This is a genomic window from Bradyrhizobium manausense (genome assembly GCF_018130615.1).
Classification (GTDB): domain Bacteria; phylum Pseudomonadota; class Alphaproteobacteria; order Rhizobiales; family Xanthobacteraceae; genus Bradyrhizobium; species Bradyrhizobium manausense_A.
Window position 1 is genome coordinate 20060 of the sequence record NZ_JAFCKB010000015.1, and the last position, 18291, is coordinate 38350.

The 18291-nt window shown below is 61.9% G+C and carries 20 protein-coding genes and 1 riboswitch; of the genes, 12 read left to right on the top strand and 8 right to left on the bottom strand.

The window, feature by feature from the left end:
• Positions 1-41: 41 nt before the first annotated feature.
• Positions 42-1250 carry an ABC transporter substrate-binding protein gene (locus JQ587_RS24795; protein ID WP_212427021.1) on the top strand — a complete coding sequence of 403 codons (1209 nt, stop codon included), beginning with the start codon at positions 42-44 and terminating at the stop codon, positions 1248-1250.
• A gap of 161 nt (positions 1251-1411) precedes the next feature.
• Here the strand turns inward: JQ587_RS24795 and JQ587_RS24800 are convergent, their stop codons facing one another.
• Positions 1412-1942, bottom strand: a complete 531-nt coding sequence (locus JQ587_RS24800; RefSeq protein WP_212298952.1) for a PRC-barrel domain-containing protein — start codon at positions 1940-1942, stop codon at positions 1412-1414.
• A gap of 222 nt (positions 1943-2164) precedes the next feature.
• Positions 2165-2737 (bottom strand): hypothetical protein, encoded by a 573-nt coding sequence (locus JQ587_RS24805; RefSeq protein ID WP_212427022.1) that lies wholly within the window; start codon positions 2735-2737, stop codon positions 2165-2167.
• A 180-nt stretch (positions 2738-2917) separates the two neighbouring features.
• On the opposite strand from JQ587_RS24805, the gene JQ587_RS24810 reads away from it, so the two are divergent.
• On the top strand, positions 2918-3658 hold the full coding sequence (locus JQ587_RS24810; RefSeq protein ID WP_212298954.1) for a response regulator: 741 nt from the start codon (positions 2918-2920) through the stop codon (positions 3656-3658).
• A gap of 15 nt (positions 3659-3673) precedes the next feature.
• Complete coding sequence (locus JQ587_RS24815) at positions 3674-4999, top strand: ATP-binding protein (RefSeq protein ID WP_212427023.1); 1326 nt, start codon at positions 3674-3676, stop codon at positions 4997-4999.
• 63 nt (positions 5000-5062) lie between these two features.
• On the opposite strand, the gene JQ587_RS24820 is transcribed toward JQ587_RS24815, so the two are convergent.
• On the bottom strand, positions 5063-5263 hold the full coding sequence (locus tag JQ587_RS24820; protein ID WP_212298956.1) for a hypothetical protein: 201 nt from the start codon (positions 5261-5263) through the stop codon (positions 5063-5065).
• A gap of 223 nt (positions 5264-5486) precedes the next feature.
• On the opposite strand from JQ587_RS24820, the gene JQ587_RS24825 reads away from it, so the two are divergent.
• The 6 genes from JQ587_RS24825 (at position 5487) to thiC (ending at position 11132) form a co-directional block, all read left to right on the top strand.
• Entirely contained in the window at positions 5487-6032 is a 546-nt protein-coding gene (locus tag JQ587_RS24825; protein ID WP_212298957.1) for a lytic transglycosylase domain-containing protein, read from the top strand.
• 131 nt (positions 6033-6163) lie between these two features.
• Positions 6164-6305, top strand: a riboswitch (TPP riboswitch).
• Complete coding sequence (locus JQ587_RS24830; RefSeq protein ID WP_212427024.1) at positions 6293-7312, top strand: FAD-dependent oxidoreductase; 1020 nt, start codon at positions 6293-6295, stop codon at positions 7310-7312. (Overlaps the previous riboswitch by 13 nt.)
• On the top strand, positions 7303-7500 hold the full coding sequence (thiS, locus tag JQ587_RS24835; RefSeq protein ID WP_212298959.1) for a sulfur carrier protein ThiS: 198 nt from the start codon (positions 7303-7305) through the stop codon (positions 7498-7500). The genes JQ587_RS24830 and thiS overlap by 10 nt, the downstream gene beginning before the upstream one ends.
• A gap of 172 nt (positions 7501-7672) precedes the next feature.
• A complete protein-coding gene (locus JQ587_RS24840; RefSeq protein ID WP_212298960.1) occupies positions 7673-8455 on the top strand; it encodes a thiazole synthase in 783 nt (260 codons plus the stop codon).
• A complete protein-coding gene (locus JQ587_RS24845) occupies positions 8442-9065 on the top strand; it encodes a thiamine phosphate synthase (RefSeq protein WP_212427025.1) in 624 nt (207 codons plus the stop codon). Before JQ587_RS24840 ends, JQ587_RS24845 begins: the two co-directional genes overlap by 14 nt.
• A gap of 168 nt (positions 9066-9233) precedes the next feature.
• Positions 9234-11132: a phosphomethylpyrimidine synthase ThiC gene (thiC, locus tag JQ587_RS24850; RefSeq protein WP_212427026.1), complete on the top strand. Its 1899-nt coding sequence runs from the start codon at positions 9234-9236 to the stop codon at positions 11130-11132.
• 1207 nt (positions 11133-12339) lie between these two features.
• Here thiC and JQ587_RS24855 read toward each other — a convergent pair.
• Positions 12340-13131 carry a hypothetical protein gene (locus JQ587_RS24855; protein ID WP_212427027.1) on the bottom strand — a complete coding sequence of 264 codons (792 nt, stop codon included), beginning with the start codon at positions 13129-13131 and terminating at the stop codon, positions 12340-12342.
• A gap of 178 nt (positions 13132-13309) precedes the next feature.
• Here JQ587_RS24855 and JQ587_RS24860 point away from each other — a divergent pair, with 178 nt between their 5' ends.
• Entirely contained in the window at positions 13310-13852 is a 543-nt protein-coding gene (locus JQ587_RS24860; protein ID WP_212427028.1) for a mismatch-specific DNA-glycosylase, read from the top strand.
• Positions 13853-13885: 33 nt separating this feature from the next.
• Here JQ587_RS24860 and JQ587_RS24865 read toward each other — a convergent pair whose 3' ends face one another.
• The 3 genes from JQ587_RS24865 to JQ587_RS24875 form a co-directional block, all read right to left on the bottom strand.
• Positions 13886-14359: a hypothetical protein gene (locus JQ587_RS24865; RefSeq protein WP_212427029.1), complete on the bottom strand. Its 474-nt coding sequence runs from the start codon at positions 14357-14359 to the stop codon at positions 13886-13888.
• Complete coding sequence (locus JQ587_RS24870) at positions 14352-15140, bottom strand: hypothetical protein (protein ID WP_212427030.1); 789 nt, start codon at positions 15138-15140, stop codon at positions 14352-14354. Before JQ587_RS24870 ends, JQ587_RS24865 begins: the two co-directional genes overlap by 8 nt.
• Before the next feature lie 166 nt (positions 15141-15306).
• Positions 15307-16035, bottom strand: coding sequence for an SDR family oxidoreductase (locus JQ587_RS24875; protein WP_212427031.1), 729 nt, complete (start codon positions 16033-16035; stop codon positions 15307-15309).
• A 422-nt stretch (positions 16036-16457) separates the two neighbouring features.
• Here JQ587_RS24875 and JQ587_RS24880 point away from each other — a divergent pair, with 422 nt between their 5' ends.
• Positions 16458-16853, top strand: coding sequence for a hypothetical protein (locus JQ587_RS24880; protein ID WP_212298968.1), 396 nt, complete (start codon positions 16458-16460; stop codon positions 16851-16853).
• 10 nt (positions 16854-16863) lie between these two features.
• The gene (locus JQ587_RS24885; RefSeq protein ID WP_212427032.1) at positions 16864-17556 is read left to right on the top strand and encodes a glutathione S-transferase family protein; all 693 of its coding nucleotides are present in this window, start codon (positions 16864-16866) and stop codon (positions 17554-17556) included.
• Positions 17557-17703: 147 nt separating this feature from the next.
• Here JQ587_RS24885 and JQ587_RS24890 read toward each other — a convergent pair whose 3' ends face one another.
• Positions 17704-18138, bottom strand: a complete 435-nt coding sequence (locus JQ587_RS24890; RefSeq protein WP_212427033.1) for a hypothetical protein — start codon at positions 18136-18138, stop codon at positions 17704-17706.
• Between the last annotated feature and the right edge of the window lie 153 nt (positions 18139-18291).

The following is an 18291-nucleotide window of genomic DNA, read 5'->3' on the forward strand; positions in this document are numbered from 1 at the left end:
CGCAACAAAGCCCAAACAACAACACTAAGGGAGAAAACAACATGCAAAAACTCATCGCCGCCGTCGCGGCCGGCTTCGCCATCGCCGCAACCTGCGGCGCGGCGCAGGCGCAGATTTCCGACAATGTCGTCAAGCTCGGTGTGCTCACGGACATGTCGAGCCTTTATGCCGACGCGACCGGCAAGGGATCGCTCGCCGCTGTCGAGATGGCGGTTGCCGATTACGGCGGCAAGGTCGCAGGCGTCCCGATCCAGATCGTGTCCGCCGACCACCAGAACAAGCCCGACGTCGGCGTCAACATCGCCCGCAACTGGTACGACAACGAAAAGGTGGACGCGGTCATGGACGTGCCGACGTCCTCGGTAGCGCTGCCGATTTCGGCGCTGACGCGCGAGAAGAACAAGATCAACATCAATTCCGGCGGCGGCTCCTCCGACATCACGGGCGTCGCCTGCTCGCCCAACACGGTGCACTGGACCTACGACACCTACGCACTGTCGAACGTTGCCGGAAAGGCGATGGTGAAGCGCGGCGAGGACACCTGGTTCTTCGTCACCGCCGACTACGCCTTCGGCCAGGCGCTCGAGCGCGACGCCGCCAACGTCGTCAAGGAGAGCGGCGGCAAGGTGATCGGCGACGTCCGCCATCCGCTCAACTCGTCGGACTTCTCCTCCTTCCTGCTGCAGGCCCAGGCCTCGAAGGCCAAGGTGGTCGCGCTGGCGAACGCCGGCGGCGACACCACCAATGCGCTGAAGCAGGCGGCCGAGTTCGGTCTCGTCCAGGGCGGCCAGAAGATGATCGCACTGCTCCAGGAAATCACCGACACGCATTCGCTCGGCATCAAGGCCACCCAGGGCCTGATCGTCACCGATGCGTTCTACTGGGACATGAACGAGGAGACCCGCGCCTTCTCCAAGCGCTTCAACGAGAAGGTCGGCCACATGCCGACCATGATCCAGGCCGGTCTTTATTCAGCGACCATGCACTATCTGAAGGCGATCGAAGCGATCAAGACCGATGAGGCGCCCAAGGTGATGGAGCAGATGCGCAAGACGCCGATCAACGATTTCTTCGCCAAGAACGGCAAGATCCGCATCGACGGCCGCATGGTCCACGACATGTATCTGTTCGAGGTGAAGAAACCGGAAGAGTCCAAGGGCGAATGGGACCTCTACAAGCTGATCGCCACCGTGCCCGGCGACGAAGCCTTCCGCCCGCTCGACAAGGGCGGCTGCCCGCTGGTGAAGTGAGGCACCCCCATCCTCCGTCATTGCGAGCGCAGCAAAGCCCGTCCTCCGGACCGCCGGAGGCGGGACCGGGTGGCTCCTCGCAATGACGGGTGTGAAAAGGTCACGACAGCGCGCCCGGTGAAAACCGGGCGCGCTTCGCTTCGGCACTCACGCGATCCGTATTACTCCGAGTACTTGAACTCGGGCATGTTCTTCAGCTGATCCTTGGTCGCGTTGAACACGGCATGGTCCGGATACCACTTCGACGACGAGCTGGTCGTGGTCGTTGTGGTCTTCTCGGTACCGGTGGCAGCGCCAGTCGTCGTGGTCGCGGCGGGCTTGGCGTTCGGGTTCGCGCTGGTGCCGGTATAGGCCACGGCCTCGTTGACGAACTTCAGCTTCTCATAGGGCACGGCGACGAGATGCTCGCCCATGCCGAGGAAGCCGCCGACGCCGATCACGGCGATCTTGACGGCACCGCTCTTGTCCATCAGCAGATCGTTGATCGAGCCGATATTCTCATTGGCCTCGTTATAGACCTTCACGCCGGCCATCTTCGAGGCACGCCACTCGCCTGATGCGCTCGTGGTTGTCGTCGTCGCGGTGGCCGCGGGCGGCGACTTGTCGGTGGTGGCGGTCGGATTTTGCGCGAACGCAACGGTCGCAAGCAAAGCCGTGCCGGCGAGGCCGGCGGCGATCGATTTCATCAACATTGCTGTCCTCTCCTTCAGCAGAAAACTCGTGCGGAGAGAACAGCTACGAAGACGCGCAGTTCCTAATGTGCGTCAATTTCCCTGCGCCATTTGCAGCGTTGCGGCGCGAAGAAGGTTCCTGCCGAGGAACGTGCGCGAAAGCACAATTCCTCGCCGACGATCGTGCGCCCTGGGATGAAGCACGATCGCGGCGAGGAACGCGCTGGCCTGCGTCGCTTCAGGTCAGCTCTTGTAGTCGATCAGCAGGGCAGAAAAATCCGAACTGCTCGACGAGCCCGTCGTGCTGCCGTTGGCGCCGTAGGACGAGCTCTGGGATTGCGACTGCTGCAGCGCCTGGAGAAACTGCTCGAGGATCTTGGCGGTGCTGGACTCGCTCGAGCTGCTGGTCGGGTCCGTCGTCGACGACGAATCCGAAGAGCCGTCATCCGACGGCGGCGGGCCGGGAGGCGGGCCACCGGCGCCGCCGGGACCGCCGGGTCCCTTGCCGAAGGCGGACTGAAACACGCCCTTCAGCTCGTCGGCCTGATCCGATGTCAGCGTCCCGTTCGAGACCTCGCCCGCGATGAGATCGTCGATCTTGGATTTCAGGCCGTCCTTGGACGGCTTGGTGCCGCTGGATTGGTCGCTGGAGCGGCTCTGCTGGAGCGCGGTATCGATGTCTTGCAGGGCAGTCGTCAGTGCGGACTGGTCCGACGACGAGATCGTGCCGTCGGACACTTCCGATTGCAATTCCTGCTGAAGCCGCTGGAGCGGCGACTGGTGATTACTGGCGGAGGCCGCCGAAATCGAGGTCATGAGGGCACCGTGGGTTTTGCGGGGTTTCGTACATTGCTGCGCCACGCTATGGTTAATGGGCTTAACGAGACCTTGCCGTATGACGACCCAGTCGTTGCGGGGTGTTGCGGAAATACATTCGGAAACAAACGGAAACAAAAATCTTCGCCTTTTGGCCCGAATCTTGGACAAACAAAGCTCATGGCCAATCCCTCTCCCAACATCCTGGTCGTCGAGGACGACCGCGAAACCCGGACGTTGATTGCGAAATATCTGCGCAACAACTCCTGCAACGTGACCGCTGTGAGCGACGGCCGCGAGATGTCGCGCGCCATGGCCGACCACCGCGTTGATCTCATCATCCTCGACGTCATGCTGCCGGGCGAGGACGGTCTCAGCCTGTGCCGCAAGGTGCGCTCGGAAGCACAGACGCCGATCATCATGCTGACCGCGCGCGGCGAGGACGTCGACCGCATCGTCGGCCTCGAGATGGGCGCGGATGATTATCTGCCGAAACCGTTCAATCCGCGCGAGCTGCTCGCCCGCATCAATGCGGTGCTGCGGCGTCAGGCCTCCGCGCAGGCCGCAAGCTCGATCGAGGGCGCCTCGACGCTCGCCTTCGAAGGCTGGCGCATCGACTTGCGCCTGCGCGAGCTGCGCAATCCGGAAGGCGCGCGCGTCGCGGTGACCAGCGCCGAGTTCGACCTGCTGCGGACGTTCTGCGAACGCCCCGGCCGTGTGCTGTCGCGCGACAGCCTGCTCGACCTCACGCAGGGCCGCAACACCGGCTCGTTCGAGCGCTCCATCGACGTGCTGGTCAGCCGCATCCGCCGCAAGATCGAGCCCAATCCGGCCGATCCCACCATCATCAAGACGGTGCGCTCCGGCGGTTACCTGTTTACGCCCCGAACGGAAGCGGTTACGACGCCCCTGAGCAACTGACGGGGCTTTGAGACGATGAGGCCGTTCGGGTTCTTCCACCTCAAGGGCATCGGCGGGCAGATCGCCGCGCTGGTGCTGGCTTCGACCGTCGCGCTGCATCTCGTCGTCACCACCGCCTTCCTGATCAGCCGGCCGGATCGCCCGGACACGCCGCCGGACGGCGGCCATCAACTGACCGACGCGGCGCTGCTGCTCGGCTCGGCCAGGCCGGACGACCGGCCGCGCCTCGCCGCAGATCTCGCCCGCGCCTTCCCCAAGCTCAACATCGAGATATCAGCGCCTGATACGGCAACGGTGATCGAGGACAGTGAAGGCCAGCACCTGCACGGGCTCCGCCGCCATCTCGGCCATGGCTACAAGGTGGTGCAACTCGCGCCCGAGGGCGGCGCCAACCGCATCGGCGTGCAATTGCCCGACGGCACCGTGATCGCGGGCCATGTCGAGAGCGGCCCGCGTCCGTGGTTCTGGGGCGCGCCCTGGCTGGTGACGCTGATGACCGCCTTCATCTGTATCACCGTGCTCGGCCTGTGGGCCGCGCGCGCGCTGGCGGCGCCGCTCTCGTCTTTTGCAACGGCCGCCGAGAATTTCAGCCTGGACGGCGAGGCAGAGCCGCTGCCCGAGCGCGGCCCGGAGGAGATCCGCTCGGTCGCCCGCGCGCTCAACCGCATGCACGAGCGGATCGCGCGGCTGATGTCGGATCGCACCAAGATGCTGGCGGCAATCAGCCACGATCTGCGCACCCCGATCACGCGGCTGCGCCTGCGCGCCGAGTTCATCGAGGACGAGGGCAACCGCAAGCGCATGCTGATCGACCTCGACCAGATGCGCTCGATGCTGGAAAGCGTGCTGTCGCTGCTGCGCAACGACCGCAAGATCGAGGCGGTGACGCTGGTCGATATTGCCAGCACGCTGCAGCTCATCGCCGACCAGTTCGGCGACATGGGCCACGTCGTTCACTATGACGGCCCGACATCCGCGACCGCCGCCGCGCGTCCCGACGACCTGCATCGCGGCGTCACCAATCTGGTCGAGAACGCGGTGCGCTTCGGCGCCGAGGTGACGATCCGCCTCGATGTCTCGGGCACCAGGCTCGTCATCGACGTCGAGGACGACGGCCCCGGCATCTCGGATGCGCGCAAGCAGGAGATGCTGGAGCCGTTCGTGCGCGGCGACGACGCGCGCACCATGGACGATTCCACCGGCTTCGGCCTCGGCCTGTCGATCGCGCGCGCGATCGCGCTCGCCCATGGCGGCGAGCTGTCGCTGCACGACCGCCAGCCGCACGGACTGATCGTGCGGATGCAGCTGCCGGTGTGGCAGCAGCCGCGGCTGGCCGCTTAGGGCATGATCCGGAAAAGTGTGAAGCGGTTTTCCGAAAAGATCATGCCCTCTTGAAAGACAAGCTCAGGCTGCGAGCGGCGGATGTTCGATAGCCGCCTCATGGTAGATCGCGATCGCCTCGAAGCGATAGCCGCAGGCGTGGCAGCTCCAGAGATAGGAGACGCGTCCCTCGCCCGGCTCGATCCAGTCGGGCCGCGCGATCGGCGCGCCGCACTGGGCACATGGGTTCTGTGTGGGGATATCGTCGATGTCTGCTCGGGTCATGGACGTCCTCCCGAATGCTGGTGTCGCGTTTTTGGGCGGTTGCACGAATGGACAGACCTGCTGTCGCGTAAGGCACTCCGCCAGCTCCGAAATTAACCCATGTTTGAGTCGTAAAAACGACGGCTCGGCGAAAATCGCCGCTGGTGGCATTTCGCCACATCATCGCCGTGTTCCCACGGCCTAACGCGCACGGGGCGGGTCAGTTCTGCCGAGGAATACTTCAATGAAAATTTTGCGTATTGCCGTTCTCGCTGCGGCGGGGCTGATGTTGCCGCAGGCCGCCTTCGCAGGCCAGGCCGAATATGCCGAGATGGTCGCCATGCATGCGCGCGCCAACGGCGTGCCGGAGGCGCTCGTGCATCGTGTCATCATGCGCGAGAGCCGTTATCAGCCTGGCCTCGTCGGCCGTGGCGGCACGATCGGGCTGATGCAGATCAAGCTCGCGACCGCCCGCGGCCTCGGCTACACCGGCGATGCGAGCGGCCTGCGCGATCCCAACACCAACCTCACCTACGCGGTCAAATACCTCGCCGGCGCCTATCACGCCGCCAATGGCGACCACGCAAGAGCCGTGCGTTATTTCGCGGGCGGCTATTACTACGTTGCAAAGCAGCAGCGCCAGCAGCAGCAGCGGGCGATGGTGCAGGAGGCCAGCAACGAGCCCTGGCTCGAGCCGAACGGCAATCCGCAGCCGATGTTCGGCAGCCTCCCGCACCGGAAACTCACCCAGCATGTCCGCAACGCGCGGGCGCAGGTTCCACACTATTGATCGTCATTCCGGGGCGATGCGGAGCATCGAACCCGGAATCTCGAGATTCCGGGTCTGGTGCTTCGCACCATCCCGGAATGACTGGTCTGTGGCTAACGCGTTGACCACCCCGCCCCACTAGCCTACATTAGAGCCGTTCCGAGGGGTGCTCCGAGGAGGAGCTGAGATACCGCTAAATGGGCTATACGGCCAACACCGGCTGCCCAGGACCGCGGTGACCCTTTGAACCTGATCCGGGTCATGCCGGCGAAGGGACAGGGATGTTGCAGACGACCAAACGACCGGATTCACCGGTATCCATCATCGGAGCAGGCATTGCGGGGGCCTGGCAGGCGCTGTTGTTCGCGCAGGCCGGCCATGCGGTGACCCTGCACGAGCGCGGTGACGCCACCATGACCGATGCCACCAGCCATTGGGCCGGCGGCATGCTCGCGCCCTATTGCGAGGCCGAGGTCGCCGAACCCATCATCTCCAGGCTTGGCCAGCGCTCCCTCGACATCTGGCGGCGCGAATTGCCGGATACGCCCTTCAACGGCTCGCTCGTCGTCGCGCACCCGCGCGAGCGCAACGATTTCGAGCGCTTTGCGCGCATGACCGAAGAGCACCGCCGGCTCGATGCCGCAGGCCTTGCCGAGCTCGAGCCGTCGCTGGAAGGCCGCTTCCGCGATGCGCTGTTCTTCCCGAACGAGGGCCATGTCGAGCCGCGCCGCGTGCTGCCGAAGCTGCACGAGCGCATCAAAGCTGCCGGCGGCACCATCAAGTTCGACAGCGACGTCACCGCCCAGGACCTGCAAGGCCAGGGCGGCATCGTGATCGACTGCCGCGGCCTCGGTGCGCGCGACGAGCAGCCGGAGCTGCGCGGCGTCAAGGGCGAGATGATCCTGATCGAGACCGACGAGGTGCAGCTGGCGCGCCCGGTGCGGCTGATCCATCCGCGCTGGCCGCTCTACGTGATCCCGCGCGAGGACAATCTGTTCATGCTGGGCGCGACCTCGATCGAGGCCGAGGACACCGGCGTTTCCGTCCGCTCCGCACTGGAGCTGCTCGGCGCGGCCTATGCGGTGCATCCGTCCTTCGGCGAGGCCCGCATCGTCGAATTCGGTTCGGGCCTTCGCCCGGCTTTTCCGGACAATCTGCCGCGTATCGGGGTGCGCGGCGGCCGGATCAGCGTCAACGGGCTCTACCGCCACGGCTTCCTGATCGCGCCCGCGCTGGCCGAGCTGACGCTTAATTATGTCGAGCGCGGCCAGATCGACAATGAGGTGATGCAATGCTTGTGACCGTCAACGGCGAGCAACGCGAAATCAATTCGGCCAGCGTCGACGCGCTGCTCTCAGAGCTCGACTACGAGGGCACGCATTTCGCGATCGCGCTCAATTACGACGTGGTGCCGAAGAGCCGCTGGGCCGAGACCCACCTCAAGGCCGGCGACGAGATCGAGATCATCACGCCGCGGCAGGGAGGATGAGATGATGGTGGCGCAGACCCCTTCCACCTGTCGTCCCGGCGAAGGCCGGGACCCATACCGCGTGATCTCGCTTGGGGCACTCGGGGAGAGACCAACTGTCCCAACCAAATCCTGTGGTTATGGGTCCCGGCCTTCGCCGGGACGACAGTGAGATTGAGGAGACACCTCCAACATGGTGACCTTCTACGGCAAAACCTTCGCCTCCCGCCTGCTGATCGGCAGCGCGCTCTATCCCTCGCCTGCGATCATGCAGGCGGCGATCCGCGCCGCCGGCTCGAACATCGTCACGGTGTCGCTGCGGCGCGAATCCGCCGGCGGCAAGACCGGGGACGCGTTCTGGAAGCTGATCCGCGAGCTCGACGTCGCCGTGCTGCCGAACACCGCCGGCTGCCGCAGCGTGCGCGAGGCCGTGACCACGGCAAAGCTCGCACGCGAATTGTTTGCGACGTCCTGGATCAAGCTCGAGGTCATCGCCGACAACGACACGCTGCAGCCCGATGTCGTGGGCCTCGTCGAAGCCGCAACCATCCTGATCAAGGACGGTTTTGAAGTATTTCCCTACTGCACCGAGGATCTCTCGGTCGCCAACCGCCTGGTCGATGCCGGCTGCAAGGTGGTGATGCCGTGGGCCGCGCCCATCGGCAGCGCCAAGGGCATCATCAACCGCGACGCACTGAAGCTTTTGCGCGAGCGCCTGCCCGACATCACGCTGGTGGTCGACGCCGGCATCGGCGCGCCCTCGCATGCCGCCGAGGCGCTCGAACTCGGCTATGACGCCGTGCTGCTCAACACCGCCATCGCCAAGGCCGCCGATCCCGTCGCCATGGCCAACGCCTTCCGCCTCGGCTGTGAGGCCGGCCGCACCGCCTACGAGGCCGGGCTGATGAACGCCCGCGATTTCGCCTCACCCTCCACCCCTGTCGTTGGGACCCCGTTCTGGCATGCCGTATCCTGATCGCAACGCGTATCCTGATCGTTTCTATCCCGTCGTCGACAGCCTCGCCTGGGTCGAACGCCTGACAAAGCTCGGCGTCGGCACCATTCAGCTGCGCACGAAAGAGCTGAACGACGCCGACGCGCTCCAGATCGTCACCGATGCGCTGGAGATCACCAAGGGCACGCAAGCCAAGCTGGTCGTGAACGACTACTGGCGCGCGGCGATCGTCGCCGGCGCAAAATATCTGCATCTCGGCCAGGAGGATCTCGCCGACGCCGATCTCAAGGCGATCCGCGAGGCCGGCATGTCGCTCGGAATCTCCACGCATGACGACGACGAGCTTGCGACCGCGCTCGCCGCACAACCCGATTACGTCGCGCTGGGCCCGATCTTCTTCACCACGCTCAAATCGATGCGCTTCGAGCCGCAGGGCATTCCGAAGATCACGGAATGGAAGAAGCGCATCGGCGACATTCCGCTGGTCGCGATCGGCGGCATCAAGTTCGAGCACGCCGCGGAGATCTTTGCGGCAGGCGCGGATTCCATCGCGGTGGTCAGCGACGTCACCCAGAACGCCGACCCCGACGCGCGGGTGCGGCAGTGGCTCGGCCAGAAGGAGCCGGCGTGATGCACTCCACTCTCTCCACCCGTCATTGCGAGGAGCACTTGCGACAAAGCAATCCAGACCGTCTCCGCAGAGAGATTCTGGATTGCTTCGCTGCGCTCCCAATGACGGAGCAAGAACTCACCAGCGTCGCCCAGACGCACGCACACCAGAATTAAACCGGAGGATCCAATGAACATCCGCTCCAATCCCGACAAGACCATCCCCGCCGTCACCACCGGCCCGCTGCCCTCCTCGCGAAAAATCTTCGCCTCGCCCGATGCCGCGCCCGATTTGCGCGTGCCGCTGCGCGAGATCATCCTGTCCGAAGGCGCCGGCGAGCCGAACCTGCCGGTATACGACACCTCGGGCCCCTATACCGATCCGTCCGTGACCATCGACGTCAACGCCGGCCTCGCGCGCGGCCGCAAGCAATGGGTGCTGGAGCGTGGTGGCGTCGAGGAATATCAGGGCCGGCAGATCAAGCCGGAGGACAATGGCAGCGTCTCCACCGACAACGCCGCGCGCGCCTTCTCGGCCTATCACAAGCCGCTGCGCGGCCTCGACGGCCACAAGATCACCCAGCTCGAATTCGCCCGCGCCGGCATCATCACCAAGGAGATGATCTACGTCGCCGCCCGCGAAAACCTCGGCCGCAAGCAGCAGCTCGAGCGCGCGGAAGCAGCCCTTGCCGACGGCGAGCGCTTCGGCGCTTCGGTGCCCGCCTTCATCACGCCGGAATTCGTGCGTGACGAGATCGCGCGCGGCCGCGCCATCATCCCCTCCAACATCAACCACAGCGAACTCGAGCCGATGATCATCGGCCGCAACTTCCTGACCAAGATCAACGCCAATATCGGCAACTCGGCGGTGACCTCGTCGGTCGAGGAAGAGGTCGAGAAGATGGTGTGGGCGATCCGCTGGGGCGCCGACACCGTGATGGACCTCTCGACGGGCCGCAACATCCACACCACGCGCGAATGGATCCTGCGCAACGCACCGGTGCCGATCGGCACGGTGCCGATCTACCAGGCGCTGGAGAAGTGCAACGGCGATCCCGTGAAGCTGACCTGGGAACTCTACAAGGACACGCTGATCGAGCAGTGCGAGCAAGGCGTCGACTATTTCACCATCCACGCCGGCGTGCGCCTGCAATACATCCACCTCACCGCTAGCCGCGTCACCGGCATCGTCTCCAGAGGCGGCTCGATCATGGCGAAGTGGTGCCTGGCGCATCACAAGGAAAGCTTCCTCTACACGCATTTCGACGAGATCTGCGACCTCATGCGCAAGTATGACGTCTCGTTCTCGCTCGGCGACGGCTTGCGTCCCGGCTCGATCGCCGACGCCAACGACCGTGCGCAGTTCGCGGAGCTGGAGACCCTCGGCGAGCTGACGAAGATCGCGTGGGACAAGGGCTGCCAGGTCATGATCGAAGGCCCCGGCCACGTGCCGATGCACAAGATCAAGATCAACATGGACAAGCAGCTCAAGGAGTGCGGCGAAGCGCCGTTCTACACGCTTGGACCGCTGACCACCGACATCGCGCCGGGCTATGACCACATCACGTCGGGCATTGGTGCCGCCATGATCGGCTGGTTCGGCTGCGCCATGCTCTGCTACGTCACGCCGAAGGAGCATCTCGGGCTACCCGACCGCAACGACGTCAAGACCGGCGTCATCACCTACAAGATCGCAGCTCACGCCAGCGATCTCGCCAAGGGCCACCCGGCCGCCCAGCTCCGCGACGACGCGCTGTCCCGCGCCCGTTTCGACTTCCGCTGGAGCGACCAGTTCAACCTCGGCCTCGACCCCGACACGGCGAAAAACTTCCACGACGAGACCCTGCCGAAGGAAGCCCACAAGGTCGCGCATTTCTGCTCGATGTGCGGCCCAAAGTTCTGCTCGATGAAGATCACGCAGGACGTCCGCGACTACGCCGCGACGCTGAACGATCCGAACTCGGTTGGGATGTCGATGCAGGGCACCGCAGAGGATGGCATGGCGAAGATGAGCGCGAAGTTCAAGGAGATGGGGAGCAGCGTTTATCTGGATGCGGAGAAGGTGAAGGAGAGTAATCGGGTGTTGTGAGGCGGCTTCACACTTCCAAATCTGCCGCGTCAGCAGTTTCACCTTTGGGTACAACGGGAGGGGGAGCATCGTAATCTCCCTCCCGTTCTAGCTCTCTTCTGCATGGAGGTATCCAGATTAGCCTGGGTGCCTCAATCAAGTCTTCTTTACGCCAGACAAACCACGCGTAGCCGGTTGCCGTGGATGCCTTTTGGTCTAACCGGCCTTTGACCATTGGCACACGCTCAACGAATTGCGCAAAAGCGCTAGGCGGCCTGTCTCGAAATACCGAGCGGTATCTCCCCACACTTTCAAGAAACACGCTACGAGCCAAAATTGCTACACCACACTTGGCAATTTCTAGAGCGTGCAGCACAAACGTTTGCGCATGCTTGAATGGTGGGTTGGTTATGATCCAATCACACGAGTGGTCTTGAGGTCGCATTCTCACAAAATCAAAGATGTTTCCGTACCCATATTCGTACGCATCTGAGGAACAAACCACTTCGAAATAGTCTACAAGAACCTTCGACATGTGACCTGCCCCACAGGCGGGCTCCCAGCATGTCAGCCGTTTCAACGCGGTCTTCTCTTGCAAGACGTGTTCGATCAATGCCCGCGTTGCCCACGGCGGAGTGGGAAAATCGTCAGCGCTAGCTTTAGACTCAACTCGCTGAGACATGACAGCGTGCGACGTATTTTGCATAAATCACCGAGAATCGAGAATGGTACTTTTCACCATTCTCGACTTTGGCAGCAACGACCACAAGTCCAAGGCTTGTCTTACCGACCTTCTTACCTAGCAGCGCTAGGCTCGTTTACCTCGAATGGCCTCGCTGACACGGCCGTGATTGACGTTGAACGCCTCTGCAATTGCTTGCTGTGACATTCCCGGATTCGCCTTGGCATAGTCCCGAATATCTTGGGCGAGATCTGGCGTCATTGGCGTACTGGTTGCCGGGGCGCGAGCGCCGATTGAGGGCCTACGCCGTAATTCATCGGCTAACTCTACCAGCTCTGTAGCCTCGCTCGGGCGGGAAAGCTTCAATTTAGTGGCGATAGCACGTAGTCGACTAGCTACTTCAGGCACTTTCACGCGTTCCTCCAATGGTTTACAATTTTCACCCCCTAAACCTTAACTAGATATGGATCATTCCGTCGCGTTGCCAGATCTCCTTTGGGGAAAAAATGGCAAGATCAATCGGTAACATAGTCTGGATCTTAGTGACTAAAACGTTCGATCGGCATCCCGAAGACGAAGGTTGAATTCGTTCGGAATTACCTCATTCCAATATTGAGCGAACCATCGCACCTTTTCAAAATGCCGGGGAGAGTCCATTGACTCCTCGTAGCGCTGCTGAATTCGCTCACGAATGCCAAGATACTTACGATGCCTGATCTTCTCCTCCGACGTAAGCTTCTGGAATGGATGCTCGTTCTTTTTTAGCAGCGAGACCACGGGCCGTAAAATATCGAGGTACATTGGCCCATCTAGAGATTGCCGCAAGCACTTCGCGTCAGGAGAGCTCACGCGAAGCTTGGAATCTGCCGCGAAACGGATGATATCGTCGCGGACGTTGCGCGCTACCATGATGCGGGGAAATTTAACGACCTCTGATTCAAGGCTGTACGCTTGTACAAGCGCCCTGCCGAATACCATTTTGTCGTCGTGATAAAGGGGCGCACGCACAACTGCGCCGCGGATAAAGTATCCTTCGACGAGCAGATCAACTGCCAGCAATTCTAGCACATTGAAGATTTCAGCTAAGCCGCTCGGCGTAGGTAGAGTGGAGATCGCAACAGCGTCGGATATGCTCTGCGCGCGGAAGTCAGACTGTTGCTCGCTAGGACCATCAGACTTGGCTCCATGCACTCTTGCGAGTAACGCTCGCAGCGCGTCGAACTGACTTGACTCAGTACCTAGACGATCAATCAGCTGTCGAAAGCCTAGGATATCGACGAACGCGCAATACCGATCCCGATATGCTCCGACCTCTTTTTCAGACATCTGGTCCAGCACCGAATAGCCCCCTCAAGGCGGCAAATGAGATCCGAAAGAGCGGCAGAGAATGAAAAGATCAATCAAGGAACATATCCAGAACAATCAAAATTGGAAAGCTCGTGACAGAAGCTATCCACATGCTCGGTCAGCTCTTAGGATCAACCACGAAGCGATCGGCGAGCACACTCATTCTCTAATGATCGCACGGATCCGCAATTTGCCTACGGTTGCTACCCACCGCCTCCCCGATCAGCTCCTTCCCAACCTCCGCCTCGTCTTCGTCGGCACCGCCGCCTCGACGCGCTCGGCCGAGCTCGGGCATTACTACGCCCATCCCGGCAACCGCTTCTGGCGCACGCTTCATGAGGCCGGCATCACGCCGCGGCGCTATCAGCCAAGCGAGTTCGCCGCGCTGATCGAACTCGGGATCGGCTTCACCGATCTCTCCAAGTCGGGCGCGGGGATGGATCACCAGATCGCGGCGGAGACGATCGACGTGCCGGGGTTCAGGGCGAAGATCGAAAAATATCGGCCGCGGACGATTGCGTTCACGAGCAAGAAGGCGGCGAGCTTGTTTTATGGCAGGCCGTCAGCTGCGATTGCGCTCGGGCGGCAACCGCGCGATGCGAGCTTGCCGGAGATCTTCGTGCTGCCGTCGCCGTCGGGGGCGGCGTCCGGGCATTGGACACTGGAGCCGTGGCTGCAACTGGCAAATTGGATCTCGCACCTCGACTCCTGAGATAGCTCTAACTGCCACGCACTTACGGCGCCGTCAAAACGCTTCTGGAGAAGGGGTCTTCTCGTCAGTTCGGCCAGACTGCATGGCGATCAGGGAGCGGATGATGGCTCCGACCAGTTGCTCTGCAAAATCTTGGGGCATACCACCCGCGACGAGCCGCTTCTTCGCATCCTCTAGGCTGCCCACACTGATCTCGTCTGACGAGAGGACCTCGTTGAGGCCAAGCTTAGTTATGCCGACCAACCAAGCCTTTCTTTCTTCTTGAACTGGATACCTTGACCAGACAAGTTTCAAAATTTCCTCTTCGCGACCTCCCATAACTGCGGTCGTAATGTCTCCAAGCAACGCGCCAAGTTCGAGTTCAGCGCGTTGAGCCACAGGAGCTTCTGGCTCCCTGCGAAAGAGAAACACAATCAAATAAATTCCACCAGTACAGACGACCAAGACAATCCATATCTCAAATGGAACTTCCACACGAAGAAGAATGAGGAGGAAAGGATTAGACATTGTCCTTCTCCGCTGTACTCGCAGAAGCAATCAGGGCTGCGAGTCTTGCATAGTTTTCATCACGCTTCGCAGGATCGGATACTTTGGCCAAGAGAAAGTTTGCGAAATGCAAATGGTTAGTGGTCACTAGCTTTCTGTGGAATCCAGTCAACGTCGTTATCGTCTCGGCAAACATCTTAAGGTAAATCGCCGCCACAAAATTAGTTAGCACTCCGGAGACCAATCCAAACGCCCCTGTCAGGACTTTCTCGGACAAGCCTTCGACGTGCTTCAGGTCGTACAATGTATAACCGACGATACCGAAGCCGAGCACGACGCAACTAATTCCGGTAGCGAAGACGAATGCGCTATGGCGAAGCGTTTGCTGATAATATCTTCGCAAGTCGATACCGTGAGCCTTGAAGAGACGCTCAGCTCTCTGTTCTGTCGCTTCGGCTCCCGTTAGTCGAAGTGCAATTTCGCTTTCGATAGCTTCAATTTCAGTATCGATCGCTCCGGCGTAGGAAAACATCGGAAAGGCGATTGCCACGATCAGATAAAAGGCGCCTGCTGCCAACAGATAGGGAGATTGCCATTTGATGTAGATCGCAAAAAACGCGACGAAGAATAGCAACCCCGTCGCTGGCACGAATCGACCCAAGGCCGTATAATACGACCTCTTTTGCCTTAACTCCTGAAGCTGACGGCGAAGCCCCTCGACTTCGCTCTTGTTCAGATCAAGATCAAAGTCTTTAAACGCTTCAGGATTGAATGTCTTTCCAGGACCATCAATGGAGTGCATCGCAATCGTCGCAGACTACACGCAAACAGTATCCAGTAGCGCACGTAATTGACTGCGTTATTTCTACAACTTATGATTGATCACGTCAATCATATTGAGCGACAGAGCAAACGATTTCCGCCGAGCAGTAAGCAGCGCCTCGCTAAGCCACCCTGCGAGAGTAGGCCTAAAGATCGAAATTCGTCGGCATCATCACCACGTCGCGGATGGTCATGCCGCGCGGCCGCGTCAGCATGAACATCACCACACTAGCCACTTCGCTCGCCTCCAGAAGGCTGCCCGAATCCCTTGCTTCCTGCAGCTTCTCGGGCGGCCAGTCCGCGAGCAGCGCGGTGACGACCGGGCCGGGCGAGATCGAGCCGACGCGAATGCCGTGCTTGAAGACCTGGCGCCGCACGGTCTGGACAAAGCAGTTGATCGCCCATTTGGACGACGCATAGACCGGCTCCCATGGCGTCGGAAAATGTGCCGCCAGCGAGCTGGTGACGATGATGTCGCCGGTCCGCCGCGCGATCATGTGCGGCAGCACGTCGTGCACGTTCTTCATCACGACGTTGACATTCAGGTTCAGCATCCGGTCGATCGCCGTCGTGTCGGCATCCACCAGATCGCCACCGACATAGGTGCCGGCATTCGCATGCAGGATGTCGAGCTGGCCTGCCTTCTCCAGAATGCGCGGCAGCAGCGTGGCGCAGTCTTTGGGATCCAGGAGGTCGACGACCAGCGGGATCAATGCATCGCCGTGCTTGTTGCGGAGCGCATTCAGCGCCGCCTCGTCGCGGTCGACCATCACCACGCGCGCGCCCGCAGCCAGCATCGCCTCACTGCTCGCGAGCCCGATGCCCGACGCGGCCCCGGTCACGGCCGCAACCTTGCCTTCCAATTCGCTTGTCATGAGATCACCATTCAGCTGAAGTCGGCAGTATAGCGATGCAAGACGGATTGAAGAAGCGGGTCGCTGTGAAGCTTGGATTACCGATAGCGCGTCAAACACCGCCGTCGTCCCGGCGAAGGCCTAGACCCATAACCACAGGCCGAGGTTTGGCGAAGACTCGCCGTTCGGTACTTCTACCGTCCACAACCGATGGACTGCGCGGTATGGGTCCCGGCCTCCGCCGGGACGACACAGTGAGTGCCCACCCTACGGCACCGTCATCCCCCATACGCATCGTCCCTCTCCACCGGACGATTGATCTCGCGCATCCTCCGATCGATCGACGTCGCGAGCGGACTATTGCAAGGGCGTGACCAGGGCGATACGACTTTGAATGGAAGAACCGGGATCAACCGGCAAAATCATTCAGAGGAAGCCGCCGCATGAGCGACGATCTCTCCGGTGTCTGGGACGGCACTTACATCCAGCCTGGCACGGGAATGGTCACGTTCACGGCGACGCTGATCGAGGCTGGCGGCGCGCTCGGAGGCCACGTCACCGAGCCCTGCTCGAACCCGCGCTGCCCGGTGCGCACCCACAGCGCCTCGATATCAGGCCATCGCGCCGGCAGCGTCGTCTCCTTCGTCAAGCGCTACGAGCCGCCGGGCTATGGCTTCGACATCGTCCAGTATGATGGCATCATGAATGGCGAGGCGACCGAGATCGACGGGCGCTGGCGACTGCCGGGCACATCCGGATCGTTCCTGATGATCCGCTCCGGCAAGCGCGCACAGGCGAGCACGACGGACAAACGGGCGGACGTACCGGCCCGGGAGTAAGGAGGCCACCATGCTGACCCTCTATTCCTATCCAGAACTGTTCGGCGTCGCCGACAACAACGGCTATGGGCTCAAGGTCTATGCCTTCCTCAAGCTCGCCGGCGTGCCGTTCGTGCATGAACATGTGTTCGATGCCTCCGCCGCGCCGCGCGGGCAGCTGCCTTACGTCGTCGACGACGGCGAGACCATCGGCGACAGCGAGACCATCATTGCGCATGCGATCGCAAAATATCACCTCACCATCGATGCCGCGCTGTCGCCTGCGCAGCGCCGGACGCATCATCTCGTCACGCGCATGCTGGACGATCTCTACTGGGTGATGTCGTATTCGCGCTGGAAGGACGAGCGCTACTACCCCGCGTTTCGCGACGGCTTCATCGCCCAGCATCCGCAGATCGACGCAGCAGGTTTCGAGAAGGCGAAGGCCTACAATGCGCAGCGCTATCACTACCAGGGCATCGGCCGCTACTCGCCGGAGCAGGCCTACGCGCGGGGACTTGCCGACTTACAGGTGCTGGCCGAGATCGTACCCATGAGCGGTTTTGTCGACGGCGAGCGGCCGACCAGCTGCGATGCCGGCATCTACGGCTTCATCGCCAATATCTATTATTTTCCGATCCCGACGCCGCTGAAAGCGTTCGTCGACGCGCAGAAGAACCTCGTCGCGCATTGCGAGCGGGTGCATGCGATGGTGAGTGGGTAATCCGCAGTCCGTAGGGTGGGTTGGCCCGCGGCTACGCGAAGCGTAGTCCGCAGGCGTAACCCACCTCTTTGGTCTCCGCGGTGACAGACGTGGTGGGTTACGCTTCGCTGACCCACCCTCCGGCACCTTGTCCTACGGCACCGCGCCTTACCGCATGGTGATCGCAAGCCCGCTCAAATCCGCATTCGCCATCAGGCCGGTCTGGTAGCCCGACAGCTCCAGCACCGCGCCCTTCTGGTTGGTCAGCACGATGGCGCGGGCGCCGCGGCCGACGGCGAGGCCGGCGCCGGCGGCGCCATAGACGCCGGCGACGTCAGAGGGACGATTGATGTTGGAGACGCGGCCGCGCAGCACGGTCTTGGAGCCGCCGAAGACCAGGCCGTAATCGAGCCCGCCGGTCGAGAGCGCATAGGAGCGGCCATGGAAGTTCAGCACGCCCGAGCCGCCCGAACCGCCGATGAACCAGCCCGCCTTGTAGATCGTCAGCACCACGGTGCCGCCGTCGGCCTGCGCCGCGGTCGAGAGGCCGGCCAGCGCGGCAATGGCGACGAGCGCGGCACGCAAGGTGGAAGCAATCTTCATGGGGCGTCTCCGGGGCTATTTTCTGGGAGGAAAGCGAATCAGACGCCGCAATCTATCCGATCGATCGCGGCGGCAACATGATGGGGGTGTCGAGGCGCGAGCGGAGCGTGGTGCTGCACACCCCGCGTTATCCCACCATGCCATCCTGCCCCT